Here is a 24,882-nt window from a genome sequence, read left to right on the forward strand (position 1 = left end):
TCATGTGTCACATGGGGTGACCGCCGCTGTGACGGTCAACGAATTACGGAATCGGAAAAGCGCCGTCCTTGACCTAGGTCAGGCGGCTTCAAAGGTGATTTGTCGTCGCAGGAACTGAGTCGCGCGATCCGTCACAACGCCCGGCTTACCCGTTGTCAGGAAGCCATCGGTGCTCTCACCCAGCATATTCGGATGCCGTTGCAAGTAGTCTGCAAGGCTTTCCGCAACCAGATCACCCTGGCTATAGACTTTCACATCCGGTCCGAGCGCCAGCTGAAACGTCTCTGCCATCAGCGGGTAATGCGTACAGCCCAGAATGGCTGCTTGCGGTTCCGGCATCTTGCGCTTCAGAGCATCCACATGGCTGCGTACCAAAGCCTCGGCCAAGATCATGTCGCCCTCTTCGATGGCGTCCACCACCCCGCCGCAGGCTTGCGCTTCGACATCAACCCCTATCGCCCGAAACGCCAGCTCCCGCTGAAACGCACGGCTCGACACTGTCGCGGGCGTCGCAAACAGCGCAACATGCTGCACCTGAACCTCACGCGGCGGAGAGTTGTCGCCCCATTGCCGTTCAGTCAGCGCCTCAATCAAAGGCACAAATACGCCCAGTACACGCTTTCCTTCTGGCACGCCCGCTTCTTGCATCCGACGCAGGGCGGCGGCGCTTGCGGTATTGCAGGCCAGAATCACCAGATTGCAACCGCGATCCCAAAGGTCCTGCACAGCGTTTCGTGTCAGGTTAAAGATATCCTCGGCATCGCGCACACCATAAGGCGCATGCGCGCTGTCCGCGAAATAAAGGAAATCAACGTCGGGCAGACGTTTCTGCGCGGCGTTCAGGACGGTCAAACCACCCAATCCGGAATCAAAGATACCTACTGCCATTTGCCCCTTCAGGCGCGATGCCGTTCCTCGAATTCATAGCCATAGTCATAAGACTTCAATGGCTCTGGAGACAGCTCATACGTGGCTTTGCGCAGGAAATCCATCATCTTGCGCGTATCCTTGCCCAGCGGGTCCAGAATGTCGCGCCCAATGGGGTCTCCTACAACCACGCGGACGGGGGTATCGACACGTTTCTTGAACTCTTTGATCAGCAACCCCATCCGCAGAGTGTTGTGCAGATGGCTGGCAATCTGGAACAAACGCGAGGTGTGACCATCGAAGAAAACCGGCACAACGGTCGCATTGGATTTGGCAACCATCCGCGCTGTAAATCCCCGCCAGCCCGGATCCATCGGATGAGAAAATGGCTTGGCCGCAGTGCTGACTGTGCCACCTGGGAAGATCCCGATTGCACCACCATCGCTTAGGTAGTTCAGAGCGGTTTTGCGAGTCGCAAGATTCAGCTTCATCGCATCTTTTGTGGCATCAAACGAAATTGGCAGCACGATGCTGTTCAGGTCTTCAGCTTTGCGAAAAACATGATTGGCGAGAATGCGAAAGTCTGTCCGAGTCTGAGACAGGATGTGTCCCATCATTAGCCCGTCTAGAATGCCGTAAGGATGGTTCGCAATCAGGATCAATGGCCCATCTTTTGGGATGTTCGACAACGCACCGCCAACCACGTCTAATGTCAGCCCATATCGATCCACCATTACGGACCAAAAATCACGCCCCTGTGCGACCTCCTGCTCATACCCGTCAGCGCGGCGGATAAGACGCAGACGACCGGTCGTGTTTTCCATCAGCTTGATCACAATACGCCCGCTCCGCGTTTCTGCGGAATGGGCGTAAGAGATGTCACGAGCGACGTGATGGCGCGAGGGCATTGGCTACTCCGGTTTGCTGCCGCTTAGATAAGGCCGGGTAGCCATTTTGCATAGGTTTGATGACAAGCTTGTAAAGCCTCACTCTGCCGCAGCTTTCATCTGAGGCCCGCCATCGCGAATAACAGCCAACAATTCCTCGCGACGTTTCGCAGCCTTGGCTTCATTCGCGACCAAAACCGGACCGAAACCGCGAATGTCCAATGGCAGAGCCGCAAGGGCCGCGATCGCATCACTGGTTTCGGGTGTCAGGCTGGGCAAAACCTCTTTCATGTCCTTTTCATACTGGCGGATCAGAGCACGCTCCATTTTGCGCTCTGTCGTGTAGCCAAAGATATCCAGCGGAGTGCCGCGCAAACCTTTCAGCTTGGCTAGAACCTTCAACGGACCAAGAAACCACTCTCCGAACGCTTTCTTGGCCGGGCGTCCATTGTCGCTCTTCGTCCCCAGGGTTGGCGGCGCAAGATGGAAGGTCATCTTAAAGTCACCATCAAACTCGTCCTCCGCCTTCTGGCGACTGTCGAGCAGCAATCGGGCGACTTCATATTCATCCTTATATGACAAAAGCTTATGGTAGCCTTTGGCAATAGCCTCACGAACGTGTTGATCTTCAACGCTGTCGACCAGCTTGCGATAACGTTTCGCCAACCGCTTATTCTGATAGTCGATCAGGTGCGCAGCGCGGAAATCGATCACTTGATCGAGGGTCTTTGGCAACTCTTCCACGTTGGGGCGCAAAATATTGGCCACGTCGTTGGGGTGGGTCACCGCCCAGCGACCAACTTCAAAGGCGCGTTTGTTGCGCTCGACCGCCGCACCATTCAACTCAATAGCACCCATTATCGCTTGGTGACTGATCGGTAGCAGACCACGCTGCCAGGCTGCGCCAAAGACCATCATATTGGAATAGATCGAGTCGCCCATCACGGCTCGCGCCAGATCGGTGGCATCGAAAAGGGCCACCCCGTCTTTCAACCGCGCCTGCAGCGCAAGCTGCAATTGATCGCTGGGGATTGTGAATTCTGTATCGCGCGTGAAGTCACCGGTGATAATCTCATGACTGTTCACAACAGCGCCGGTCTGGCCGGTTTGCGTGAGGCCAAGCGTCTTGGCCCCGGCCGATACCACCAGATCACCACCGATCAGCGCATGCGCTTCGCCAGTGGCAACACGGATCGCGCTGATATCATCGGGCCGGTTGGCCAGACGGCAATGGATATGTACGGCGCCACCCTTCTGTGCGAGGCCGGCCATTTCCATCATACCGGCACCCTTGCCGTCGATTTGTGCGGCTTGCGCCAGAACCGCCCCGATGGTGACAACGCCTGTGCCACCAACGCCGGTGATCACGACATTATGGGTGCCGTTAATCTGTGGCAAAACGGGGTCCGGTAGGTCGGGCAAGTCGAGGTCGGTCGTCGCCTCTTTGCGGATTTTCGCCCCTTCAACGGTTACAAAAGACGGGCAGAACCCGTTCAAGCAGGAAAAATCCTTGTTGCAGCTTGACTGATCAATCGCACGCTTGCGGCCAAGTTCGGTCTCTTTCGGTACGATGGAAACACAGTTCGACTGAACGCCGCAATCTCCGCAACCCTCACAGATATCAGTATTTATGAACACTCGCTTATCGGGGTCGGGGAACGTGCCGCGCTTGCGTCTCCTGCGCTTTTCAGCTGCGCAGGTCTGAACATAAACAATGACCGATACACCCTCGATTTCGCGGAATTTTTCCTGAACCTGCATCAGTTTTGAACGCTCGAACGTCTCAACGCCCGAAGGCAACGCACCAAAATTCACATCTTCTTTTTCGTCGTAAACGACAGCGACGTTGCTGACACCCATTGCGCGGACCTCGGCGACGATGCGTTCGGCACTTAGCCCACCTTCGTTCTCCTGACCTCCAGTCATCGCAACGGCGTCGTTATAGAGGATCTTAAAGGTGATATTTGTGCCCGCAGCCAGTGCCGCCCGGATCGCCTGCACGCCGGAATGGTTATAGGTGCCATCGCCGAGGTTTTGGAAAACATGTTGTGTGGTCGAAAACGGAGCCTCGCCGATCCAGTTTGCGCCTTCGCCGCCCATCTGGGTGAAACCGGTGGTTTCGCGATCCATCCACTGCACCATGTAGTGACAGCCAATCCCGGCATAGGCTCGGCTGCCATCAGGCAGCTTGGTTGAACTGTTATGCGGACATCCAGAACAAAAGTATGGTAAACGCGCCGCGATTTCCTGCGCATTGTCAGCCCGGCGCGCTTCGGACAGCGCCTCCAGTCCGGCACGAACGCCATCTGTATCGCGCCCCTCTTCGATTAGGATCTCACCCAGCTTCTCGGCAATCATGATCGGGTCAAGCGCCCCTCGGGTCGGGAACAGTTCTTCGCGGTGCAGCGTCCCCGCGCCGCCTTTGTACCAGCCATAAACACGGCGCCCACGACGGTCGTCAAAGATCGCTTCTTTGACCTGAACTTCGATCAGCTTGCGCTTTTCCTCGACGATCACGATCAGGTCCAGCCCCTCAGCCCAATCGTGGAAGCCCTTCATATCCAAAGGGAAAGTCTGACCGATCTTATAGGTGGTAATGCCTAGCCGTTCGGCCTCATCCGCGTTGATGTTCAGCAGCGACATGGCATGAGTCAGATCAAGCCAGTTCTTACCCGCCGCCACAAACCCAATCTTGGCGCCCGGTTTTCCCCAGACCCTTTTGTCTAGCTTGTTGGCGTGCGAAAAGACCTCTGCCGCAAAGCGCTTGTGGTCGATTACGCGCGCTTCCTGCAGATGCGGCGTATCACCCAGCCGAATATTCAGCCCACCCTCTGGCATATCGAATTGAGGGGTGACCAGCTGCATTCGGTCAGGGCGGCCATCTACGACGGAAGTCACTTCGATCGTGTCTTTCATCGTTTTCAGCCCGACCCAGACCCCGGCGAACCGGCTGAGCGCAAATCCATAGATGCCATAGTCCAGAATTTCTTGCACACCTGCCGGGCTGACCACGGGCATATACATGTCCACCAGTGACCATTCCGACTGATGTAAAACGGTCGAGCTTTCACCAGTGTGATCATCGCCCATGGCCATCAATACACCGCCATGTTGCGCCGTGCCCGCCATATTGGCATGGCGCATCACATCACCGGATCGATCTACGCCCGGCCCCTTGCCATACCAGAGCCCAAAAACACCATCGAATTTTCCGTCGCCACGCAGCCCCGCCTGTTGGCTGCCCCACAATGCGGTTGCAGCCAGATCTTCGTTCAATCCGAATTGAAAGGTGACATCCTTTTCGGCAAGTTGCTTTTCGGCACGAGACATCTGAAGGTCTACAGCACCAAGCGGAGACCCCCGATAGCCTGTGACCAGACCCGCTGTGTTCAATCCCGCCGCAGTGTCTCGTACTTTTTGCATCAGCATCAAACGCACCAGTGCCTGTGTGCCGTTCAAAAGAACCGGGCTTTTGGACAGGTCGAACCGGTCGTTGAGTGAAATTTTCGGCTGACTCATCTGACGTCTCCCCTCGTCGGATTAGTGTGCTTTATTCTCGTGCATATTAGGTCATAAATACTGACCTGTATAGTGATTTTACTCTATTCCGTAACGATTTCCGGGTTTCATTGTGGAATTTGTTACCTGTTTCATATAGGGCTGCGCGAGGATAACGAAAGTTGCGGCGATGGATTGGGACAAGCTCAGAATATTTCACGCGGTTGCAGACGCTGGCAGCCTCACACACGCGGGAGACAAGCTCAATTTATCTCAATCCGCGGTGAGCCGTCAGATCCGCGCGCTTGAAGAATCACTCGATGCAACCTTGTTCCACCGCCATGCACGCGGCCTGATTCTGACAGAACAAGGCGAATTGTTGTTCGATGCTACGACAGCTATGCTGAAACGTCTGGATGCCGCTGCAGCGCGTATCCGGGATAGTGAAGATGAGGTATTTGGCGTACTGAGGGTGACCACCACCTTCGGGTTCGGCACGCTGTGGCTCGCCCCGCGCCTACCGAAGCTCTATGAACAGTATCCCGACCTCAATATCGACCTCATGCTTGAAGAACGGGTATTGGATCTGCCAATGCGTGAAGCCGATGTGGCCATCCGCATGAAAGAGCCCAGCCAGGCCGATCTCGTGCGCAAACGGCTGATGACTGTGCAGATGCTGCTCTATGCAACGCGCAGCTATTTGGATGCTCATGGTGGGGCGCCTGAAACGCTGGAAGACATTTCCAAGCACCGATTGATCTGCCAAACGCCCGCAGCCCCTCAGGTTGGGGCAAGCGCGTCGATGGTTCGTCACCTTATGACATACAATCCCGGCTCGTTACTGACCGTGAACAACTATTTCGGCGTTCTTCAGGGCGTGCTGCATGATCTGGGTATCGGAGTACTTCCTGATTATGTGACAGAGGACTTCCCGGATCTGGTCCCCGTCATGTCAGACATCGAAAGTGCTGATGTGCCGGTTTACCTCGCCTACCCCGAAGAATTGCGTCATTCCAAACGGATAGCGGCATTCCGGGACTTTGTGCAGGATGAGATAATCGCCCATCGCAAACAGCTGAGGCAATTGGGCAAGCTATAGCCATGCACTCAGAGCATAGCGGGCATGACGCCGGGGTCTGCTAATAGACCTTGATCGTTAATAAACTGATCCCTAAATGAGCACATGAAGGCGGTGATGCTGAAACGCTCATCATCTTCATACCTCCCTGTTGGACTACGGCCGAGCTTAGTGCTCGGCCTTTTTTTTGCGCCAGGCTGATGCAATTCAGTGGAAAGCACTGGGAAAATCCAACGCGTAGGCCTATGATCCCGAAAAAACACCTAAATTTCGTGTTCGAGGGCTAATTCATGTTCCACTCATTCCGCCTATTGTTGGCGATGATTTCAGTCTTGTTCCTGGCCGTGCCACTTCATGCACAAGACACAAGCACAACCGCTACAGTTGAAATTCCCGAAGATCTGACGCCAGAACAGGTTGATGATCTGGTTGCGCGCATGTCTGACGACCAGGTGCGGGCAATCCTTCTGGAACGCCTTGACGCTGTTGCCGAAAAGCAAGCGGCGGAAAAGGAAGGTCAGGAAGACCCGCTGACCGAGCTCAATGAGATCTGGGCAGAAATGGTCGCATCCTGGACACATGTTCTGACCACAGTTCCCAATATCATCAGTGCGCAAATCACTGCATTTAGCAATTTCTCTGACAAATTGGGGGGCGCTGGTGTTCTGACGCTAATGGGGCTGGTGCTCTCGGTCCTGATAGTCGGCTTCATTGCTGAGAAGCTATTCATTTTCCTGACCCGCCGCTGGCATGAGGCAACCGAGCCATCGGGTGACGCTGATCTCAGAGGCGCTGTGAACTACCTGTTCCGCCGATTTTGCCGCGAAATTGCAGGGCTTATCGTATTCTACGTCGTCATTCGGGCGATTGGCCGAGGATTGCTGAGCCCCGAGCAGATCATCTATGCAGCCCCATTTGTATTCTACCTAATCTGGGTGCCGCGTCTGGGGGCAGCAGTCTCGCGCTTTGTTCTTGCGCCGCAAAAGCCACAATTCCGATTGGTAAACATTGACGACCACTGGGCAAAATACCTGCATCGCAACCTGATCGGTCTGCTGATCCTTATCGGCTTTACCTTGTTCGTACTAAGGTTCAACGCGCTCAACGGGGTAACCGGCGATCAGACACGCATCGGTTTCTGGCTGAACGCAGCAATCCACGTCTATATTGGCATAATCGCCTGGACTGCGCGCGAAGGTTTGTCACAGATGATGCTGGGCACCGACCCAGACCACACCAAGTTCGACGAAGAAGTCGCGCGGTATTACCCGTATTTTGCAATCGGCGTTTCGGTTGTGATTTGGCTGCTGGTCGAATTCCTGGTAGCACAACGCAACCCGGCGCTGATCCGCGTGCTATCCGGTGGAGCGCATTTCACAACCATGTTCTGGCTGTTGATTGCACCTGCACTTGATACATTGATACGTGGTTTGGTGCGCCACCTGCAGCCGCCAATGTCGGGCGAAGGGCCATTAGCAGAACGCGCCTATCGATCGGCCAAGCGCAGTTATATTCGCATCGGTCGGGTGATTGCTGGCCTCTTCGTCGTCTTCATGATTTCCCGTGTTTGGCAGCTTGATCTGCGCCATGTTGCGTCCGCAGGTATCGGTGCCGAAGTTGGCGGCGCAATCATCGAGTTCCTGCTGATCATCGCTGTCGGCTACATCCTGAACGAGATCGTCTCGCTGTGGATTAACCGTCGTCTGGCCAAGGAACAGACAGCGGCCGAGGAGCTGGATGAAGAAGCCGGCGGAGAAGGTGGCGGCGCGGGTGGTTCGCGTCTGGCGACCGTCCTGCCCTTGTTGCGGATTACCGCACAAGTCACCATCTCGGTGATCTTCGGCCTACTGGCCCTGAGCGCTTTGGGCATCAACATCACGCCGCTGCTGGCTGGTGCTGGTGTTTTGGGTCTGGCCATCGGCTTTGGTGCGCAGAAACTGGTGGCCGATATCGTTGGCGGCATCTTCTTCCTGATCGATGACGCCTTCCGCGTTGGCGAATATGTAGATGTCGGCGGGACCATGGGAACGGTCGAGAAAATTTCGATCCGCTCAATGCAGCTTCGCCACCATCGTGGTCCGGTGCACACTATACCTTATGGCGAGATTCAAAAGCTCACCAACTTCAGCCGTGACTGGGTGATCATGAAGTTGAAATTTACTGTGCCGTTCGACACCGACCCCAACAAGGTCAAGAAGATCTTCAAGAAGATCGGTGCCGAGATGATGCAGGACGAGGTTCACAAAGATGGCTTCCTGCAGCCCTTCAAATCTCAGGGTGTGTTCGACTTCGACGATGTCGGTATGATCATCCGAGGCAAGTTCATGGCCAAGCCCGGCAAGCAATTCACACTGCGTAAGGAAATCTTTAACCGTGTGAAGGCCGAATTCAACGCAAATGGTATCGATTTCGCCCGCCGCGAGGTGCGCGTCGCCATCCCGGGGTTGGATGAGGCTGAGAACATAACTGAGGAACAAAAAGCTGCCGCCGGCGCAGCCGCCGCAGATGCGGTCAACAAAGGGCAAAACCCCGCCTGACACTTAGGCTTCGACACTTTTCAGCCGCTCGCTGAACCAAATCAGCACGCCTCTGAAATCGGAACCGGTCTTATGGCCGGTTCCGTTTTTTATTGCCCGATGTCCCCTGTGCGGGTTTGGCCCTTTCCTCAAGCGGCCCATTGCCCTAAAAGGCCCGCAATCTCGGCCCACATGGACACAGGACAGAAGATGCAAGAGCCCGCCATCACACCCGATCTGATTGCCGCACATGGGCTCAAGCCCGAGGAATACGACATGATCCTTGAGATCATCGGGCGTGAGCCGACCTTTACCGAGCTTGGCATCTTTTCAGCGATGTGGAACGAGCATTGTTCTTATAAGTCGTCCAAGAAATGGTTGCGCACCCTTCCGACCTCTGGCCCTCAGGTCATCTGCGGCCCAGGCGAGAATGCGGGTGTCGTCGATATCGGCGACGGCCAGGCCGTGGTGTTCAAGATGGAAAGCCACAACCACCCTTCGTATATCGAACCTTATCAGGGCGCGGCGACCGGCGTGGGCGGCATCCTGCGGGATGTTTTTACCATGGGCGCACGGCCCATCGCCTCGATGAACGCACTGTCCTTTGGCGAGCCAGGCCACCATAAGACGCGCCAATTGGTGAACGGAGTGGTCGAGGGGATTGGCGGCTACGGCAACTGCTTCGGTGTGCCTTGCGTGGGTGGCGAAGTTCGGTTCCACCCGGCCTATAACGGCAACTGCCTTGTGAACGCGTTTGCCGCTGGTCTGGCTGACAGTGACAAGATTTTCTACTCGGCCGCTTCGGGCGTTGGGATGCCCGTCGTCTATCTGGGCGCAAAAACCGGTCGTGACGGTGTGGGCGGAGCAACCATGGCATCGGCCGAATTCGATGACACCATCGAAGAAAAACGCCCCACCGTTCAGGTCGGCGACCCCTTCACCGAAAAGCGCCTGATGGAAGCAACGCTGGAACTGATGCAGACCGGTGCCGTGATCTCGATCCAGGACATGGGCGCAGCGGGCTTGACCTGCTCGGCTGTAGAGATGGGCGACAAAGGTGGTCTGGGCGTGCGTTTGGACCTCGAGAATGTCCCGCAGCGCGAAGAGAACATGACAGCCTATGAAATGATGCTGTCGGAATCTCAGGAACGGATGCTGATGGTCCTCAAACCTGAGCTTGAGGCCGAGGCCCGCGCCGTGTTCGAAAAATGGGACCTCGATTTTGCCATCGTAGGCGAAACCATTGCCGAAGACCGTTTCCTGATCATGCACAATGGTGAGATCAAAGCCGATCTAGTCCTGTCTAAACTGTCCTCGACCGCGCCTGAATACGACCGCCCGTGGGAACCGACCCCTGAGTCCGCGCCACTGGAAGACGTACCACAGATCGATCCGATCGACGGTCTGCGCGCCCTGCTCTCTTCACCCAATTACGCAGGCAAACAATGGGTCTATGAGCAATACGACACCATGGTCATGGCGGATTCAACTCGCACGCCGGGTCTGGGCGCTGGCATGGTCCGCGTACATGGCACCGACAAGGTGCTAGCCTTTACCAGCGACGTAACCCCACGCTATGTCCGTGCAAACCCGGTGGAAGGCGGCAAACAAGCGGTGGCCGAGGCCTATCGCAACCTGACCGCCGTGGGGGCCAAACCACTTGCCACCACAGACAACCTGAACTTCGGGAACCCCGAAAAGCCCGAGATCATGGGTCAGTTCGTCGGCGCGATCCAAGGTATCGGTGCCGCCGTTGGTGCGCTGGATATGCCCATCGTGTCGGGCAACGTCTCGCTTTATAACGAGACTGACGGCCAGGCTATCCTGCCAACCCCCACTATCGGCGCGGTTGGTCTTCTTGCTCATAGCGACGAGATAATCGGAAACGAAGTTCGGGATGGCCATGTTGCGCTGGTCATCGGCGAAACCAACGGCCATATGGGTCAGTCCGCCCTGCTGGCCGAGGTATTCAACCGCGAGGACGGAGACGCGCCGCATGTTGATCTGGCTGCAGAGGCGCGCAACGGGGAATTCATCCGTGCCAATCGCGAGATGATCAAAGCATGTACTGATCTTAGCGATGGCGGCCTTGCACTGGCTGCGTTTGAACTTGCTGAAGCTGCAGGCGTCGGCGTTTGCCTGGATGATGCATCATCCGAGTTCCTATTCGGCGAAGACCAGGCCCGTTATCTTGTGGCGTGCAACTTCGATCAAGCCGAGGCGCTGATGATCGCTGCCGGTCAGGCCGGTGTCCCGCTGGTCTCGGTTGGCCGGTTTACCGGTGACAGCGTGAAGATCGGCAATTCCGAAGCTCCTTTGGCAGAACTGACCGAGACCTTCCGCCAGAGCTTTGCCGCCGCGGTCGCCTGATAAATCGTTTCTTCCGAATTCCAGAATTCCCGCGTCTTCCATAGGCGCGGGATTCGCGTATCTGAAAGATGCTCGACATCTTGCACGCCCGCTCCCATCACTCTACATCTTGGGAAAGACCTACAGGAGTGAACCTACATGCCGATGAGCGCCCACGAGATTGAAACCCTGCTGCGCGAAAGCTTTCCCGATGCGGAAATTCAGGTTGGTGGCAGCGATGGCGTGCACATGTCCGCCATGGTCGTGGACGAAAGCTTTCGCGGCAAAAACCGCGTTCAGCAACAGCGTGCGGTTTACGCTGCGCTGAAAGGCAAGATGGATGGATCTGATGGGGAATTGCACGCGCTGGCGTTGACGACGAAGGTACCTGAATGACACAGCACTACTTTCAAAAAGGCGCCTAAGTGGCTTTGAAAAGATGAGTGGCTGGCCCTTCTGGATATCTCTTCTTGGTGCATTGATAGTTGTCGCCGCCCTCATCGAAGCCTATGTCAAACGCAACAGAAAACGAAAACTGTCGGATATGCGCCCTGACCCCGATACGCTTAGCAAGGTTGGGGGAATTGAACGATACGGGCTTGATCCGGTGACGCTTGCACAAGCAGAACACCGGCGGCTTGAAGAAGAAGGATGGGCACCTGAACTGCCCGATAACCGAACGACCGCCGCGCACGCGGATGAAAAGGAAAAGCAAGATGAGCGACGTTAAGACCCAGATCGACGAAACCGTCAAAGCCAACGATGTGGTGCTTTACATGAAAGGCACCAAAGAGATGCCGCAGTGCGGGTTCTCATCCCGGGTGGCCGGTGTTCTGAATTACATGGGTGTCGAATACACCGATGTGAACGTTCTGGCTGACGAAGCTGTGCGCCAGGGCATCAAGGACTACTCCGACTGGCCAACCGTGCCTCAGCTTTATGTCAAAGGCGAGTTTGTCGGCGGTTGCGACATTATCACTGAAATGACGCTGTCGGGTGAGCTAGACACACTGTTCGATGAAAACAGTGTGGGCTATAACAAAGACGCTGCGGACAAAATCCGCGAAGCAAACGCGTAAGCTATCGGCTGCTACAGTCCTTGAACAATACGAGTTCCGGGGCTGTGTCGCCTTCGGCCTGATGGCTGATCGTGGCATCCCACCCCTTGGAGCGCAGGGTGTATGTCCCTGCCCCTCCGACGGATTCATACCGGATGCCCGAGCCGCTTGGAACCTGTTTCATAGGGATCAACTGATCATCGATCATCATCGCAGCCGCCCCATCGCCATTTGAGGCGTTAAAGTAGGACACCGGCACTTGCGTGTTGTTTTCACAGGTAAACGTCACGGACAGAATGTCGATATCGGCCTTTGCCATCGTGCCAGTCAGCGAGACGACGGCCGCGCAAAAGGCTATTCGGGCGATCGGCATTAGGCCGTCCTTTCTTCAATGACTGCCGCCAGGGCTTCGGCGCGCGCCGCCATTTCAGCCAGCGTATCCGTGACAGATGGCGGCACTACCGCGACCTCGATCCGTTCAGGTTCCGGCTGCGGTTGGCTGCGGAGCCGCTTCAATTCGGTCTCCAATTCAACCAGCTTGGCCTCGGCCAGTTTCATGCGATCTTCATGCGCGGCTGCCTTGTCTGCCAACATAAGTCCCGCCATCAGCAGCATCCGCGATTCCGGCATACGTCCGATCTGGTCCGACAAAACCTGAGCCTCATCATCCAGCAGTCTGGCTGCCGCCTGCAGAAACGGTTCTTCACCGTCCTGGCACGAGACATCAAAGCCGCGGCCACCGATATGAATGGTTACTTCGGGCATTATTCCACCTCTCCCTCGGCCAGATTGGCATGACTTAGCAATGGCTCAAGCCGAGCCAGGACCGCATGCGCTTCGGCTGCGTCCGACGCGCGCGCGGCACGTATGGCTTCTAATTCGGCTGTCGTGGCCCGGTTCAGCATGTCAGCATCCGTGACACCGTCCTCTGCGGCGGCGCGTAATTCATCGACAGCGCTTCGGAGCTGATCGTTTGCATTGCGAAGCCGTTGCAAATCATCATCCAACCGGGACATCGCGGCCCCATGGCTAGCCCGTTCCGCGCGCAGCATCTCAAGCTCGGCATTGAGTTCGGTTAACCGCTCGCTATCGACCAGTTCAGCCCGCAGACGCGCCAATTCGGCCTCCATCTCTTCCGCGCGATCCGCGATTGGGGTCAGTTTCTCGACCTGCGCGCGCAACGTATTCGCCTCTTCTGCAGCGCCCTGATGTGATCGCAGAGTCTCAATCTCTGCCTTCAAGCCCTCGACTTCGTCCGTGTTTTCAAGCGCAGCCTTGGCATCCGCCAACTCGGCCCGCGCAGCCTCAACCGTGGCGAGCTGAGAAGTCGCCTCGGCCAATTGCGCACGCAGCGCATCCACTTCCGAACTCGGTGCCGGTTGCGCACGCAGCGCGTCAATCTCTTGCGCGTGCCTCTCTTTGATCGTTTTCAGCCGTTCCTCAAGCTGGGCATTGGCCACCCGCTCTTCTTCAAGCGCCGTTCGCAGCGACGTGTCATCACCGGCTGCGGATCCAGCATCGTGCAAGGCCTCGACACCATTACCGATCCGCTCCATCGCGGTGATAATACGGCGTTGTAGTTCTTCGATCTGACTCATGCCTGTGTCACCTCTTTATCAAGGTTCGTTCTGATATTCGCCTACCCGAATCAAAAGCGGCGGCGCTCAGCCCTAGTCTAACGGAATGCGACAGAAAATACCCACTGTTTGGTTTCAACCACTTGCACATCGCTCTTGAAGCGCCAATTCGGTGTGCCACGCGGTTCTGCTTGCACTTTGACAATCGGATGGTATTCAGCGCCCATCTGCCCGTAAACCAAAGGAACTACGCCCGTGGACCTGACTGCGCTGCGCAATGCCAACCCCGAACACTGGGACAAGGCTGCGGCCATCCGCACCCTGACCCTCGACGCTGTCGCCGCCGCCAATTCCGGCCATTCCGGTATGCCGATGGGCATGGCCGATGTTGCGACCGTATTGTTCGAAAAGCACCTCAAATTCGACGCCACTGCCCCGAACTGGCCGGACCGCGATCGGTTCATCCTATCGGCGGGTCACGGTTCGATGCTGGTCTATTCGCTGCTGTATCTCACCGGGCATGGCGATGTTACGCTGGAAGAGATCAAGAACTTCCGTCAATTGGGCGCCAAAACTGCCGGGCACCCTGAAAACTTCCTGATCGATGGTGTCGAAACCACTACCGGACCTTTGGGTCAGGGCATTTCGAATGCCGTTGGCTTTGCGATGGCCGAGGAAATTCAGCGTGCGCATTATGGCAAGAAGATCGTTGATCACTATACCTACGTGATTGCGGGTGACGGCTGCCTGATGGAAGGCGTCAGCCAAGAGGCGATCACTTTGGCCGGTCGCCACGAGTTGAGCAAGCTGATCGTCTTCTGGGATAACAACAACATCACCATCGACGGCACAGTCGACATCGCCGACCGCACCGATCAGGTGCGCCGTTTTGCGGCCTCGGGCTGGCATGTGCTTGAGATTGACGGCCACGACCCCAAGGCCATCGATGCGGCCATCGTGCAGGCGAAGAAGTCGAACAAACCGACGATGATTGCTTGTGAAAGCCACATTGCACTGGGTCACGCGGCGCAGGACACTTCAAAAGGCCATGGCGCTCTGACCGATCAGGATCAGTTGAACGCCGCCAAAGAAGCATATGACTGGCCGCATGATGCGTTCGTCATCCCTGCTGAGGTCAAAGCCGCTTGGGAGGCCATTGGTGCACGTGGCAAAGCCGAGCGTGCAGCGTGGGAGGAGCGTTTTGCGCAAGTCTCCGAACGTAAACAAGCCGAATTCAACCGCGCCTATGCGTTTGAGGCACCAAAGAAGCTGGCCGGCGCCATCCGGTCGTTTAAGAAACAGATGTCGGAAGACCAGCCAAAGCTGGCCACTCGCGCCTCGTCTGAGAAGGTGTTGAATGTCGTTAACCCGATCATGCCCGACACCATTGGCGGCTCGGCTGACCTGACTGGATCGAACAACACCAAATCGGCTGATATGGGCGTGTTCCTTCCGGAAAACCGCAAGGGTCGGTATATCCATTACGGCATTCGTGAACACGGTATGGCCGCTGCTATGAACGGTATGGCGCTGCATGGTGGCATTCGCCCGTATGGCGGTACGTTCATGGCCTTCACAGACTATGCGCGGCCCTCGATGCGTTTGGCTGCACTTATGAAGATCCCGACGGTCTTCGTGATGACCCACGACTCGATTGGTCTGGGCGAAGACGGTCCGACGCACCAGCCGGTGGAACATCTGGCGATCTCACGCGCGACGCCGAACACTTATGTGTTCCGCCCAGCCGATACGATTGAGACCGCCGAAGCCTGGGAATTGGCGCTGACCTTCAAGGATAGCCCCTCAGTCCTGTCGCTGACCCGTCAAGGCGTGCCAACTGTTCGGACCCAGCACAAAGCCAAAAACCTAACCGCACAAGGCGCTTATGTATTGGCTGACGCAGAAAACAAGCGTCAGGCGATTCTGATTGCCACAGGTTCCGAGGTTTCGCTGGCGATGGAAGCTAAAGCAATACTTGAGGCCGAAGGCATCGGCACTCGGGTCGTTTCCATGCCCTGTATGGAGCTGTTTGCCGAACAAGACGAAGCCTACCGCAAGCGCGTATTGCCTGCGGGAGCCGTCCGCGTCGGTATCGAGGCTGCGGTTCGCGCCGGAGGCTGGGACCGTTGGCTTCTGGGCGAGCGTGGTCGCGAGGCCAAAGCCGGGTTCATCGGCATGTCCAGCTTTGGTGCGTCGGCACCCGCCGGAGAGCTCTACAAGCATTTTGGCATCACGACCGAGGCAACAGTCGCCAAGGTCAAAGAACTGCTGGGTTGAACCTACCCAAATTAGTCAGAAGGCCTCGGTTAAAACCGGGGCCTTTTTTGTTAGACGAAAATTATTACTGACTGCATACCATCGACAATTAGATCACCATCGGTGTTCCACATCCGCATGACCTGAGAGCTGTAGCCGTCATGTCCAGCTGTCAATTGATGTTCCATCAACCACCATCCATCGCGAGTATGAATATCTTCGGACAGCACGTTGAAAATCCAGTTCATTGACGAGTTGTTTCCCGGCTTCTTCAATGTCGGGAATATGGCCGGTGGCAACAGGTCCGCAATTGCGATCAACCCTTCGATCCTATCGCGCATATCGGCATCATTATGGCGCGCCCAAACCTTCACATAGCCACGCTCTGCACTAGCAAATGGCCGCGCCCCGTCGATCAACCGAACGTCGAAGTTCTCAAGAAATGCGATGGGAAGTTTTGGCAAATCTGGCGGGAAATAGTGTTCTGTGATCTCTGGCTGTATCTCTGCCTTAGCCGGATGTTCGAATGCCACATGGCTGTCCTGTGCCTTGCCAAACGTAAATGTCCCAAGTGCGGCTGTATTCCCCTCAATCCTTGCTCGTGTATTGATCGTTGTGACATTCCGCCCATTGCGAAGCACCTCGGTTTCGATCAGCGGAGGTGATCCGATGGGCGCGGTAAAATTGATCAGGGCCGAGCGTAATGGAGGCAGAACATCGACCGCATTTCTCGCAGCAGCCAGCAGCAAGGCAGACGAGAAGCCGCCATATGTTGTGCGGCCTTGCATCCAGTTTGGCGGCACCGGAAACTGCAGCATCCCGTTCAACCGATCTGAACTGGCAAGGACTTGGGAAAGGCTGAGTTTAATCATCGATCTCACACCGGATATGCTTCGATTGGAACTTACCCCGCTCTTACCGTTGTGCCAGATGAAACCTCACGTCACATGATCCTGATTTCAGTGTTTGTTCGCAGATCCCGAAATCGCGCTGATCGCGGGGGACAGCAGCTTGGTTGCCACCGGTATCAGCGCCAGCCCATAGACCAGACCGAATACACCATCCATTGTCGCCTTCGCGATCCACTTTACCGCGCCTGCCCATTGTTCAGACACAGCATGACTCGCAGCATTTGCCCAGTCGTAAATGTGATGGCCCAGCCAGCCAAAGCCCAGGACCTCCATACCGTGGATCATGATCGACCCGCCGACCCACAGCATCGCAGCAGTACCAACGATAGACAGAACTTTCATAACAACGGGCATCGCTTTGACGAGGCCCCTTCCCGTTCCACGCCCTATCGGCGTCGGAGCGTTTTGCGCCAGGAACAACCCGACATCATCCATTTTCACGATCAGAGCGACCGAGCCATAAACGGCGACGGTGACCCCAACGCCCACAACGGCCAGCGTCGCGGCTTGCATCCACACATTCGGCGCTTCAATGGCCGCCAAAGCGATGGTCATGATTTCGGCAGACAGGATAAAGTCAGTCTTGATCGCACCCTTCACCTTCTTTTCTTCCAGATGGCCAGGATCAGGATTTTTCATATCCTCTTCGATCGCATGGCTCCCATGTGGAAACAGGACGTGAAAAATCTTCTCGGCCCCCTCGAAACACAGATATGAACCACCGAGCATAAGCAGCGGTGTGATCAACCAAGGCGCAAAATTGGCGAGTAGCAAGGCAACCGGCAACAACAGAATGATCTTGTTGAAAATTGATCCGCGCGCGATGCGCCAGATGATCGGCAGTTCCCGCGCCGGGGCAAAACCCTGAACGTATTTGGGCGTCACGGCCGCATCGTCAATGATCACACCCGCAGTCTTGGCCCCAGCCTTGCCGGCAGCGGCCACCACATCGTCCACCGAAGCCGCCGCGACCTTTGCAATGCCCGCCACGTCGTCCAACAGGGCCAACAGACCACTCATCGCGCTTCCTTTCCATTCATCTGTTCGATCGGACCCTACCTGATCCAACGGCTAGCGCAAGCGTTAGCGCAATCGGCGCAGGTTTGCGCTAACACCTTAAAAATATGCCATTTTTGCCCTTTTGAGATTCAATATTCGCGGCTATATGGCCTGCAACGCAAGCGCATTTTTGGAGACGTCGGATGACCATCAAGGTCGGTATCAATGGTTTTGGCCGCATCGGCCGCTGTACTCTGTCGCACATCGCCGCATCGGCGCGCAACGACATCGAAGTGATCAAGGTCAACGCCACCGGCCCGCTGGAAACCTCGGCGCATCTGTTGAAATACGACAGCATCCATGGACGTTTCCCACGCGACGTCTCGGTCGAAGGCAACACCATGGATCTGGGTCGCGGCCCGATGGAGATGTTCTCGACCTACGATATGAACGAGCTGGACTGGGAAGGCTGCGATGTCGTTCTGGAATGCACCGGCAAGTTCAACGACGGCCTGAAAGCCAAAACCCATCTTGAGCGCGGCGCTGGTAAGGTTCTGCTGTCGGCTCCCGGCAAAAATGTCGACAAGACCATCGTATTTGGTGTGAACCACAACAGCCTGACCGCAAACGACAATATGGTGTCGAACGGTTCTTGCACCACCAACTGCCTTGCTCCGCTCGCCAAGGTTCTGGACGAAGGTATCGGCATTGAGCATGGCATCATGACCACGATTCACGCCTATACCGGCGACCAACCGACGCTGGACCGTCGCCACAGCGATCTGTATCGCGCCCGCGCTGCCGCCATGTCCATGATCCCGACGTCCACTGGCGCCGCTGCAGCACTGGGAGAGGTTCTGCCGAACCTCAAAGGGCGCCTGGACGGCTCGGCCATCCGCGTACCTACCCCGAATGTTTCGGCCGTTGACCTGTCTTTCCGCGCCTCGCGCGACGTCACTGTCGAAGAGGTCAACGCCATCGTCGAAGAGGCAGCGAAAGGCCCGATGCAGCGCGTTCTAGGGTATGAGCCCGCGCCGCTGGTTTCGACCGATTTCAACCACACCGAAGAAAGCTCGATCTTTGCGCCGGATCAGACCCGAGTTGTCGACAACCGTATGGTGCGCGTATTGGCATGGTATGACAACGAATGGGGATTCTCGGTGCGTATGGCGGATGTCGCCGTCGCGATGGGCCGCCTTAACTGACCCTTCGCACATCGCTTGTACCTTTATGCCCGCTCAGGTTATCTGAGCGGGCATTTACGTTCAGGGCGCAGAAATGACAAATCAAATCGCTATCTGGCTTGGAATCCTAATTCTGGGCGGTCTGATGCTGGACGTGGCACTATTCGGCACCGAACACCTGCTGTTCCTGGGCAAGAAGCTCTACGATTTCCTGGATTGGCTCGCCTTCTGGCGCTGACAGAGGTTTTTCTTGACTTTCGCGCCAATCTGGCTTTGTTAGCGCTAACCATCTATGGACCATGTTCTGACGGAGCGCATTATGACACTCAAGCTGGCAATCAATGGATTTGGACGGATCGGGCGCGGCGTTCTTCGGGCCGTCATGGAATCCGGACGTACTGATGTTGAAATCATCGCAATCAACGATCTGGCAAAGCCCGAAATGAACGCACATCTGTTCGAGTTCGACAGTGTGCATGGACGCTATTCCAAACCCGTAAGTCTGACTGATGCAGGTCTGGATGTGGGTGCTGGGCCCATCCGGCTGACCAGCGAGCGTGATCCCGAAGCACTGGACTGGTCTGATGTGGATGTGGTTTTGGAATGCACCGGTGTTTTCCGGACCCGTGAAGCAGCTGAGCGGCACCTGAAAAACGGATCAAAGAAAGTATTGATCTCGGCCCCTGCCCGTGGCGACGGCGGCGTGAAGACAGTCGTGTTCGGCGTGAACGATCATGAGTTAACCGCCGACGATATCGTTGTTTCCAATGCCTCGTGCACCACCAACTGCCTGTCGCCGGTCGCGGCGGCTTTGGACGCAGGACTGGGCATCAAACACGGCAACATGACCACAGTTCATGCATACACGGCCAGCCAACCGGTTCACGACACTGCGGGTAAAGACCCCTACCTGTCGCGCGCAGCAGCACTGTCAATGATTCCGACGACAACTGGCGCGGCATCGGCTGTTGGTCTGGTTCTGCCGCAGCTTGCTGGTAAGTTGACCGGGCAAGCCATTCGTGTCCCAACGCCCAATGTCTCAGTCGTTGATCTGGTTGCTGAGGTTTCGCGACCGACGTCCGAAGAAGAGGTCAATGCCCTCTTTGTAGAAGCCGCCGCCAAAATCCCCGGCGTGCTGGCGGCCGAGAATCGCCCCTTGATCTCGATCGATTTCAACCACGACTCGCATAGCTCGACGGTTTCACTGGCTGAAACCAAAGTAACTGACGGCACATTGGTTCGTGTGCTTGCATGGTACGACAACGAATGGGGCTTCTCGAACCGGATGCTGGACACAGCCGCCGCGATGGGCGCGCTATCCTAACCGCTCTTTCAAGGCGGAATTGACGCGGGGCGTGACGAATTTTGACACGTCCCCGTTCAATCTGGCGATTTCTTTGACCAGTTTCGACGCAATGGCTTGATGCCGTGCCTCCGCCATCAAGAACACGGTCTCAATCGAGTCGTCCAACGCGCGATTCATCCCAACCATCTGGAATTCATACTCGAAATCCGCAACCGCACGCAGTCCGCGCACGATGATCTGAGCGCCTACATCGCGGGCGCAATCGATCAGCAGGTTTTCAAACGGATGCGCGACAATCTCGGTGCCAGTCTGCTCGGTTAGATGGGCGCATTCGGCCTCGATCATCGCGACACGCTCTTCCAAAGAAAACAGCGGGCCCTTGTCCCGGTTGATAGCAACACCAATGACGAGCTTATCCACCAGCGCAGCCGCGCGGCGAATAATGTCTATATGACCCATGGTGATAGGGTCGAAAGTACCGGGATATAATCCAACCCGCATTGGGCTCTCCAGCGCAACAATATTTCTGCGCAAGCAAACATAACTTTGCCGCAGGTGCAAGAGGCTGAAACAGCCCCCGCGTTCAGTGCCCCATGATCATGCCCTCAAGCGCGTCTTTTTCCATAGCAAGTTCAGCCAGTTGCGCCTTGACCGCATCACCCAGCGTAACGATGCCGACCAGTTTGCCATCTTCCAATACAGGCATGTGGCGAAATCGTCCTTCGGTCATCTGGGACAGGATAGACTCAACAGTATCCTGCTGGCTGGCGGTCACAAGTTGCTTGGTCATATAGTTGCTAACGGGTTTATCCAAGCATCCGCTGCCGCTGGCAGCCAACTCGCGAACAATGTCTCGTTCGGATAAAATGCCCGCTGCCGTCTGCCCCCCATCCTCGGAAATGACCACAGTACCAATCCGCTTTTCCGCAAGAATCTCGGCAGCCTGAGAAACGGATGCCGTTGGCTCGACCGTCTCCACACCGCCGCTGGCCTTGGATTTGAGAATGGCCTGTACAAGCATAAGCGAAAACCTCCGGAATTACGTACTGTTTTCCAAAGCGTTGCCGGAATGTGTGAATGTGTCAAGGTGAAGCTTCGCGCTCAAGCCGCGCTACTTCGTCCCGTATTCCGCGCGTCAACGCCTCGGCAAAGCGGTTCAACCGCTCATTGCGCTGATCGCCCTGATGGCGGACCAGATAGAACCCCCGGGTCAGACTGACCTGATCCGTCAGGATTTTCTGCAATCCCCGATGAAACGGCAATGTGAAATCATGTGCCACGCAGACCCCTGTTCCCAGCGAAACTTGTCGCAGCTGAACGGAAACAGAGTTTGATGCAAGCGCGACACGTTCAACACCGATGTCGTTGAGATAGTCCAGCTCGCGGTCGAAAATCATGTCCGGAATATAGCCTATCATCCGATGCCCTTTTAGATCCTCGATGGATCGAATTTCGGCGTGACGACTCAGGTATTCCTTCGTTGCGACCATATGCAGCCGATAGTCGGATATCTTCTGCACCAGCAGTTTCCCTGCGGTGGGCGCACTGACTGTTACCGCCATGTCGGCCTCTCGCCGGGATAGGTTGATGATGCGCGGCAACGCCAGGATCTGAATGTCGAGATCAGGATTGGCATCGCTGATCTTGGCGCAGACCTGTGGCAACAGGTAATTGGCACTACCATCCGGGGCACCAATTCGGATCTGACCGCTTAGCGATTTGGCAGAGCCTGACATGACACCAGTCGCTGCGCGCATAGCTTCTTCCGCCTGCAGCCCATGCTCCATCAGGCGTTGTCCTGCAGTCGTCAACACATAGCCCTGCTGTGATTTCGTGAACAACACCGCGTCCAATGCCGCTTCGAGCCGCGCGATTCTGCGCCCGACTGTCGCCGGGTCGATCTTGAGAACCCGCCCCGCACCCGAAAGGCTTTCATCGCGCGCGACCGCCAGGAAAACCCGCAAATCATCCCAATTCGGCGTCATGTTCTACCCTTTGCATTTTTGCAAAACTGATTTGAAATATTGCCTCTGTTCAGGTGATTTTCGCAAGTCTATTCTTCGCGCAACTTAATCCGGAGGAGTTTGCAATGCAGAACCTGACCCATTTCATCAACGGCGAAAATGTCGCTGGCACATCTGACCGCTTTGACAATGTATTCAACCCAGCAACGGGTGAAGTGCAGTACCAATGCCCGATGGCCAGTGTCGCCGAGACCACCGCTGCGATCGAAGACGCTGCAGCAGCTCAGGTCGCTTGGGGCGCAACCAACCCGCAGAAGCGCGCGCGCGTTATGATGGCGATGGTTGGCTTGATGAACCGCGACATGGACAAGCTGGCCGAGGCTCTCAGCCGCGAGCACGGCAAAACCATCCCGGACGCCAAGGGTGATCTGCAGCGTGGTCTGGAAGTGATAGAATACTGCATCGGCGCGCCCCAGATGCTGAAAGGTGAGTTCACCGACAGCGCGGGCCCGGGCATCGATATGTATTCGATGCGTCAGCCACTGGGCGTGGTCGCTTCGATCATGCCATTCAACTTCCCCGCAATGATGCCGCTTTGGCACGTCGGCCCGGCACTGGCCTGCGGCAACGCAGTTGTTCTGAAACCGTCCGAGCGCGACCCCTCTGTTCCATTGATGCTGGCAGAGCTGTTTGTCGAAGCTGGTCTGCCCAAGGGCGTGTTCCAAGTCGTAAACGGTGACAAAGAGGCCGTGGACACCCTGCTGGACAGCGAAATCATTCAGGGCGTGTCGTTCGTGGGTTCAACCCCGATCGCGCAGTACATCTATGCTCGTGCAACCGCCAACGGCAAACGGGCGCAGTGTTTCGGTGGAGCCAAGAACCACATGATCGTTATGCCTGACGCCGATCTGGATCAGGCTGCTGATGCGCTGGTCGGTGCAGGTTTCGGCGCGGCTGGCGAACGCTGCATGGCAATCTCGGTGGCCGTGCCTGTGGGCGAAGAAACCGCAGACGCACTGATCGAAAAACTGATCCCTCGCGTGGAGAAGCTGAAAGTCGGCCCCTACACAGCGGGCGACGACGTAGACATGGGTCCGGTTGTTACTGCTGCCGCGAAAGAGCGTATCCTTGGCCTGATCAACTCGGGCGTTGAGCAGGGCGCGAAGCTGGTTGTCGACAACCGCGACTTCAGCCTGCAGGGCTATGAGGATGGCTTCTTTGTCGGCCCGCACCTGTTCGACAACGTCACTCCCGACATGGATATCTACAAGCAAGAGATCTTTGGCCCGGTCCTGTCGACCGTCCGCGCGGGTTCTTATGAAGAGGCGCTGAAACTGGCGATGGATCATGAATACGGCAACGGCACTGCGATCTTCACCCGCGACGGTGATACGGCGCGCGACTTTGCCAGCCGTGTGAACATCGGCATGGTCGGCGTCAACGTTCCGATCCCGGTTCCGCTGGCCTACCACACTTTTGGCGGCTGGAAGAAATCGATGTTCGGCGACCTGAACCAGCACGGTCCGGACAGCTTCAAGTTCTACACCCGCACCAAAACAGTGACATCGCGCTGGCCGTCGGGCATCAAGGAAGGTGGCGAGTTCAACTTCAAAGCGATGGACTGATCATTCAGCTTACAAATCAGGAAACCCGGCCCTACATGGGTCGGGTTTTTTCGTGCATGCGCCAGTTGCTGCCTGATCGCGTACCTCACAAGAAATTCAGAGGTCGCCCTCTGGAAAAAGCAGGCAATCACTAATATTTTATCGGTAATTCAACTATCCGAGCAGCTCATAACTCCCTGGAGGCAACCTTGTCCCAAAATCGTTTTACCCGTCGTCACGCCCTTTTGGGCGCTGCATCGCTGATTGCGGCCCCTGCTATCGTGCGTGCTCAAAGCACTGATGCTTTCCCACAGACCGAGGAAGCAATCAGCACGCAGCTTCCAGTACGTCGTAACATTTCATCGTTCTCGCAGCAGAATTGGCAGGATCACTTTGACGAGTTGGGCGTCGGCGCATTGTTGGCCGATATCACCAGCCGGGCTGTTCATTACTGGGGGCCGGATGGAACCTACAAGCTGTACCCCAGTTCTGTCCCGATGAGCGAAGAGCTGACCAAGCGCGGCTATACCAAAGTCACACGCAAGGCGGAGAACCCAAGCTGGACACCAACCCCATCAATGCGCGAGCGCGATCCCTCGTTGCCAATTCGCATGGAGGGTGGTGAACCTGGAAACCCATTGGGAACTCGCGCTATGTATCTTGGCTGGCCTGCCTACTTGGTTCACGGCACCTATGATACTCGCAAGATTGGACGTCAGAGCTCGTCCGGCTGTATCGGTCTTTATAACCAGCACGTTGAAGAGCTGTATCCGCTGGTAAAGGTCGGCACTCAGGTACGTTTGGTCTAAACGGCGAGTTTCTACACGA

Annotated in this window: 23 protein-coding genes; 12 read left to right on the top strand and 11 right to left on the bottom strand. The window is 56.3% G+C overall.

The annotated features are described in order from the left end of the window. Nucleotides 1–78: 78 nt before the first annotated feature. The 3 genes from ACR0MJ_RS05655 to ACR0MJ_RS05665 all read right to left on the bottom strand — a co-directional run bounded on the left by ACR0MJ_RS05655 (nt 79) and on the right by ACR0MJ_RS05665 (nt 5,273). Nucleotides 79–888 carry a glutamate racemase gene (locus ACR0MJ_RS05655; protein WP_480759775.1) on the bottom strand — a complete coding sequence of 270 codons (810 nt, stop codon included), beginning with the start codon at nt 886–888 and terminating at the stop codon, nt 79–81. A gap of 8 nt (nt 889–896) precedes the next feature. Next, nucleotides 897–1,775: a lysophospholipid acyltransferase family protein gene (locus tag ACR0MJ_RS05660; RefSeq protein WP_170393174.1), complete on the bottom strand. Its 879-nt coding sequence runs from the start codon at nt 1,773–1,775 to the stop codon at nt 897–899. Nucleotides 1,776–1,853: 78 nt separating this feature from the next. After that, nucleotides 1,854–5,273: an indolepyruvate ferredoxin oxidoreductase family protein gene (locus tag ACR0MJ_RS05665; protein ID WP_480759777.1), complete on the bottom strand. Its 3,420-nt coding sequence runs from the start codon at nt 5,271–5,273 to the stop codon at nt 1,854–1,856. Nucleotides 5,274–5,442: 169 nt separating this feature from the next. On the opposite strand from ACR0MJ_RS05665, the gene ACR0MJ_RS05670 reads away from it, so the two are divergent. The 6 genes from ACR0MJ_RS05670 (at nt 5,443) to grxD (ending at nt 12,274) form a co-directional block, all read left to right on the top strand. After that, nucleotides 5,443–6,351: a LysR family transcriptional regulator gene (locus ACR0MJ_RS05670; RefSeq protein WP_170393176.1), complete on the top strand. Its 909-nt coding sequence runs from the start codon at nt 5,443–5,445 to the stop codon at nt 6,349–6,351. 269 nt (nt 6,352–6,620) lie between these two features. Continuing rightward, entirely contained in the window at nt 6,621–8,867 is a 2,247-nt protein-coding gene (locus ACR0MJ_RS05675; RefSeq protein WP_170393177.1) for a mechanosensitive ion channel family protein, read from the top strand. Nucleotides 8,868–9,056: 189 nt separating this feature from the next. After that, nucleotides 9,057–11,216, top strand: a complete 2,160-nt coding sequence (gene purL, locus ACR0MJ_RS05680) for a phosphoribosylformylglycinamidine synthase subunit PurL (RefSeq protein ID WP_170393178.1) — start codon at nt 9,057–9,059, stop codon at nt 11,214–11,216. A gap of 138 nt (nt 11,217–11,354) precedes the next feature. Next, on the top strand, nt 11,355–11,591 hold the full coding sequence (locus ACR0MJ_RS05685) for a BolA/IbaG family iron-sulfur metabolism protein (RefSeq protein WP_170562863.1): 237 nt from the start codon (nt 11,355–11,357) through the stop codon (nt 11,589–11,591). A gap of 43 nt (nt 11,592–11,634) precedes the next feature. After that, on the top strand, nt 11,635–11,925 hold the full coding sequence (locus tag ACR0MJ_RS05690; protein WP_480759780.1) for a hypothetical protein: 291 nt from the start codon (nt 11,635–11,637) through the stop codon (nt 11,923–11,925). Then, on the top strand, nt 11,912–12,274 hold the full coding sequence (gene grxD, locus ACR0MJ_RS05695) for a Grx4 family monothiol glutaredoxin (protein ID WP_170393181.1): 363 nt from the start codon (nt 11,912–11,914) through the stop codon (nt 12,272–12,274). The genes ACR0MJ_RS05690 and grxD overlap by 14 nt, the downstream gene beginning before the upstream one ends. 1 nt (nt 12,275) lies before the next feature. Here the strand turns inward: grxD and ACR0MJ_RS05700 are convergent, their stop codons facing one another. From ACR0MJ_RS05700 to ACR0MJ_RS05710, 3 genes are read right to left on the bottom strand one after another with little or no spacing between them, the layout of a single operon-like run. After that, nucleotides 12,276–12,626, bottom strand: a complete 351-nt coding sequence (locus ACR0MJ_RS05700) for an MliC family protein (protein WP_170510516.1) — start codon at nt 12,624–12,626, stop codon at nt 12,276–12,278. Then, nucleotides 12,626–13,018 (bottom strand): cell division protein ZapA, encoded by a 393-nt coding sequence (locus ACR0MJ_RS05705; RefSeq protein ID WP_170393183.1) that lies wholly within the window; start codon nt 13,016–13,018, stop codon nt 12,626–12,628. Before ACR0MJ_RS05705 ends, ACR0MJ_RS05700 begins: the two co-directional genes overlap by 1 nt. After that, the gene (locus ACR0MJ_RS05710; protein ID WP_170393184.1) at nt 13,018–13,851 is read right to left on the bottom strand and encodes a coiled-coil domain-containing protein; all 834 of its coding nucleotides are present in this window, start codon (nt 13,849–13,851) and stop codon (nt 13,018–13,020) included. The genes ACR0MJ_RS05705 and ACR0MJ_RS05710 overlap by 1 nt, the downstream gene beginning before the upstream one ends. Nucleotides 13,852–14,085: 234 nt before the next feature. Here ACR0MJ_RS05710 and tkt point away from each other — a divergent pair, with 234 nt between their 5' ends. Then, nucleotides 14,086–16,107: a transketolase gene (gene tkt / locus ACR0MJ_RS05715; RefSeq protein WP_170735111.1), complete on the top strand. Its 2,022-nt coding sequence runs from the start codon at nt 14,086–14,088 to the stop codon at nt 16,105–16,107. A 50-nt stretch (nt 16,108–16,157) separates the two neighbouring features. Here tkt and ACR0MJ_RS05720 read toward each other — a convergent pair whose 3' ends face one another. Beyond that, on the bottom strand, nt 16,158–16,958 hold the full coding sequence (locus tag ACR0MJ_RS05720) for a thioesterase family protein (RefSeq protein WP_480759784.1): 801 nt from the start codon (nt 16,956–16,958) through the stop codon (nt 16,158–16,160). A gap of 87 nt (nt 16,959–17,045) precedes the next feature. Beyond that, nucleotides 17,046–18,017: a DUF808 domain-containing protein gene (locus ACR0MJ_RS05725; protein ID WP_170421414.1), complete on the bottom strand. Its 972-nt coding sequence runs from the start codon at nt 18,015–18,017 to the stop codon at nt 17,046–17,048. 182 nt (nt 18,018–18,199) lie between these two features. Between ACR0MJ_RS05725 and gap (ACR0MJ_RS05730) the strand changes: the two genes are divergently transcribed. From gap (ACR0MJ_RS05730) to gap (ACR0MJ_RS05740), 3 genes are all read left to right on the top strand, one after another. Then, entirely contained in the window at nt 18,200–19,201 is a 1,002-nt protein-coding gene (gene gap / locus ACR0MJ_RS05730; RefSeq protein ID WP_170393188.1) for a type I glyceraldehyde-3-phosphate dehydrogenase, read from the top strand. 73 nt (nt 19,202–19,274) lie between these two features. Then, nucleotides 19,275–19,418: a hypothetical protein gene (locus ACR0MJ_RS05735; protein ID WP_010439846.1), complete on the top strand. Its 144-nt coding sequence runs from the start codon at nt 19,275–19,277 to the stop codon at nt 19,416–19,418. 81 nt (nt 19,419–19,499) lie between these two features. Then, entirely contained in the window at nt 19,500–20,504 is a 1,005-nt protein-coding gene (gene gap, locus ACR0MJ_RS05740) for a type I glyceraldehyde-3-phosphate dehydrogenase (protein ID WP_170645989.1), read from the top strand. Here gap (ACR0MJ_RS05740) and coaD read toward each other — a convergent pair. The 3 genes from coaD to ACR0MJ_RS05755 all read right to left on the bottom strand — a co-directional run bounded on the left by coaD (nt 20,496) and on the right by ACR0MJ_RS05755 (nt 22,471). After that, the gene (gene coaD / locus ACR0MJ_RS05745) at nt 20,496–20,987 is read right to left on the bottom strand and encodes a pantetheine-phosphate adenylyltransferase (RefSeq protein ID WP_170393190.1); all 492 of its coding nucleotides are present in this window, start codon (nt 20,985–20,987) and stop codon (nt 20,496–20,498) included. The genes gap (ACR0MJ_RS05740) and coaD overlap by 9 nt on opposite strands. An 82-nt stretch (nt 20,988–21,069) precedes the next feature. Further along, nucleotides 21,070–21,507 carry a CBS domain-containing protein gene (locus ACR0MJ_RS05750; protein ID WP_170405529.1) on the bottom strand — a complete coding sequence of 146 codons (438 nt, stop codon included), beginning with the start codon at nt 21,505–21,507 and terminating at the stop codon, nt 21,070–21,072. Nucleotides 21,508–21,568: 61 nt separating this feature from the next. Then, on the bottom strand, nt 21,569–22,471 hold the full coding sequence (locus ACR0MJ_RS05755; protein ID WP_170405527.1) for a LysR family transcriptional regulator: 903 nt from the start codon (nt 22,469–22,471) through the stop codon (nt 21,569–21,571). A gap of 104 nt (nt 22,472–22,575) precedes the next feature. Between ACR0MJ_RS05755 and ACR0MJ_RS05760 the strand changes: the two genes are divergently transcribed. Both ACR0MJ_RS05760 and ACR0MJ_RS05765 read left to right on the top strand, forming a co-directional pair. Continuing rightward, the gene (locus ACR0MJ_RS05760; protein WP_480759792.1) at nt 22,576–24,075 is read left to right on the top strand and encodes a CoA-acylating methylmalonate-semialdehyde dehydrogenase; all 1,500 of its coding nucleotides are present in this window, start codon (nt 22,576–22,578) and stop codon (nt 24,073–24,075) included. A gap of 188 nt (nt 24,076–24,263) precedes the next feature. Continuing rightward, the gene (locus ACR0MJ_RS05765; protein ID WP_170610467.1) at nt 24,264–24,863 is read left to right on the top strand and encodes a L,D-transpeptidase; all 600 of its coding nucleotides are present in this window, start codon (nt 24,264–24,266) and stop codon (nt 24,861–24,863) included. The last annotated feature ends 19 nt before the right edge of the window (nt 24,864–24,882 follow it).

The organism is Ruegeria sp. C6 (genome assembly GCF_056537625.1).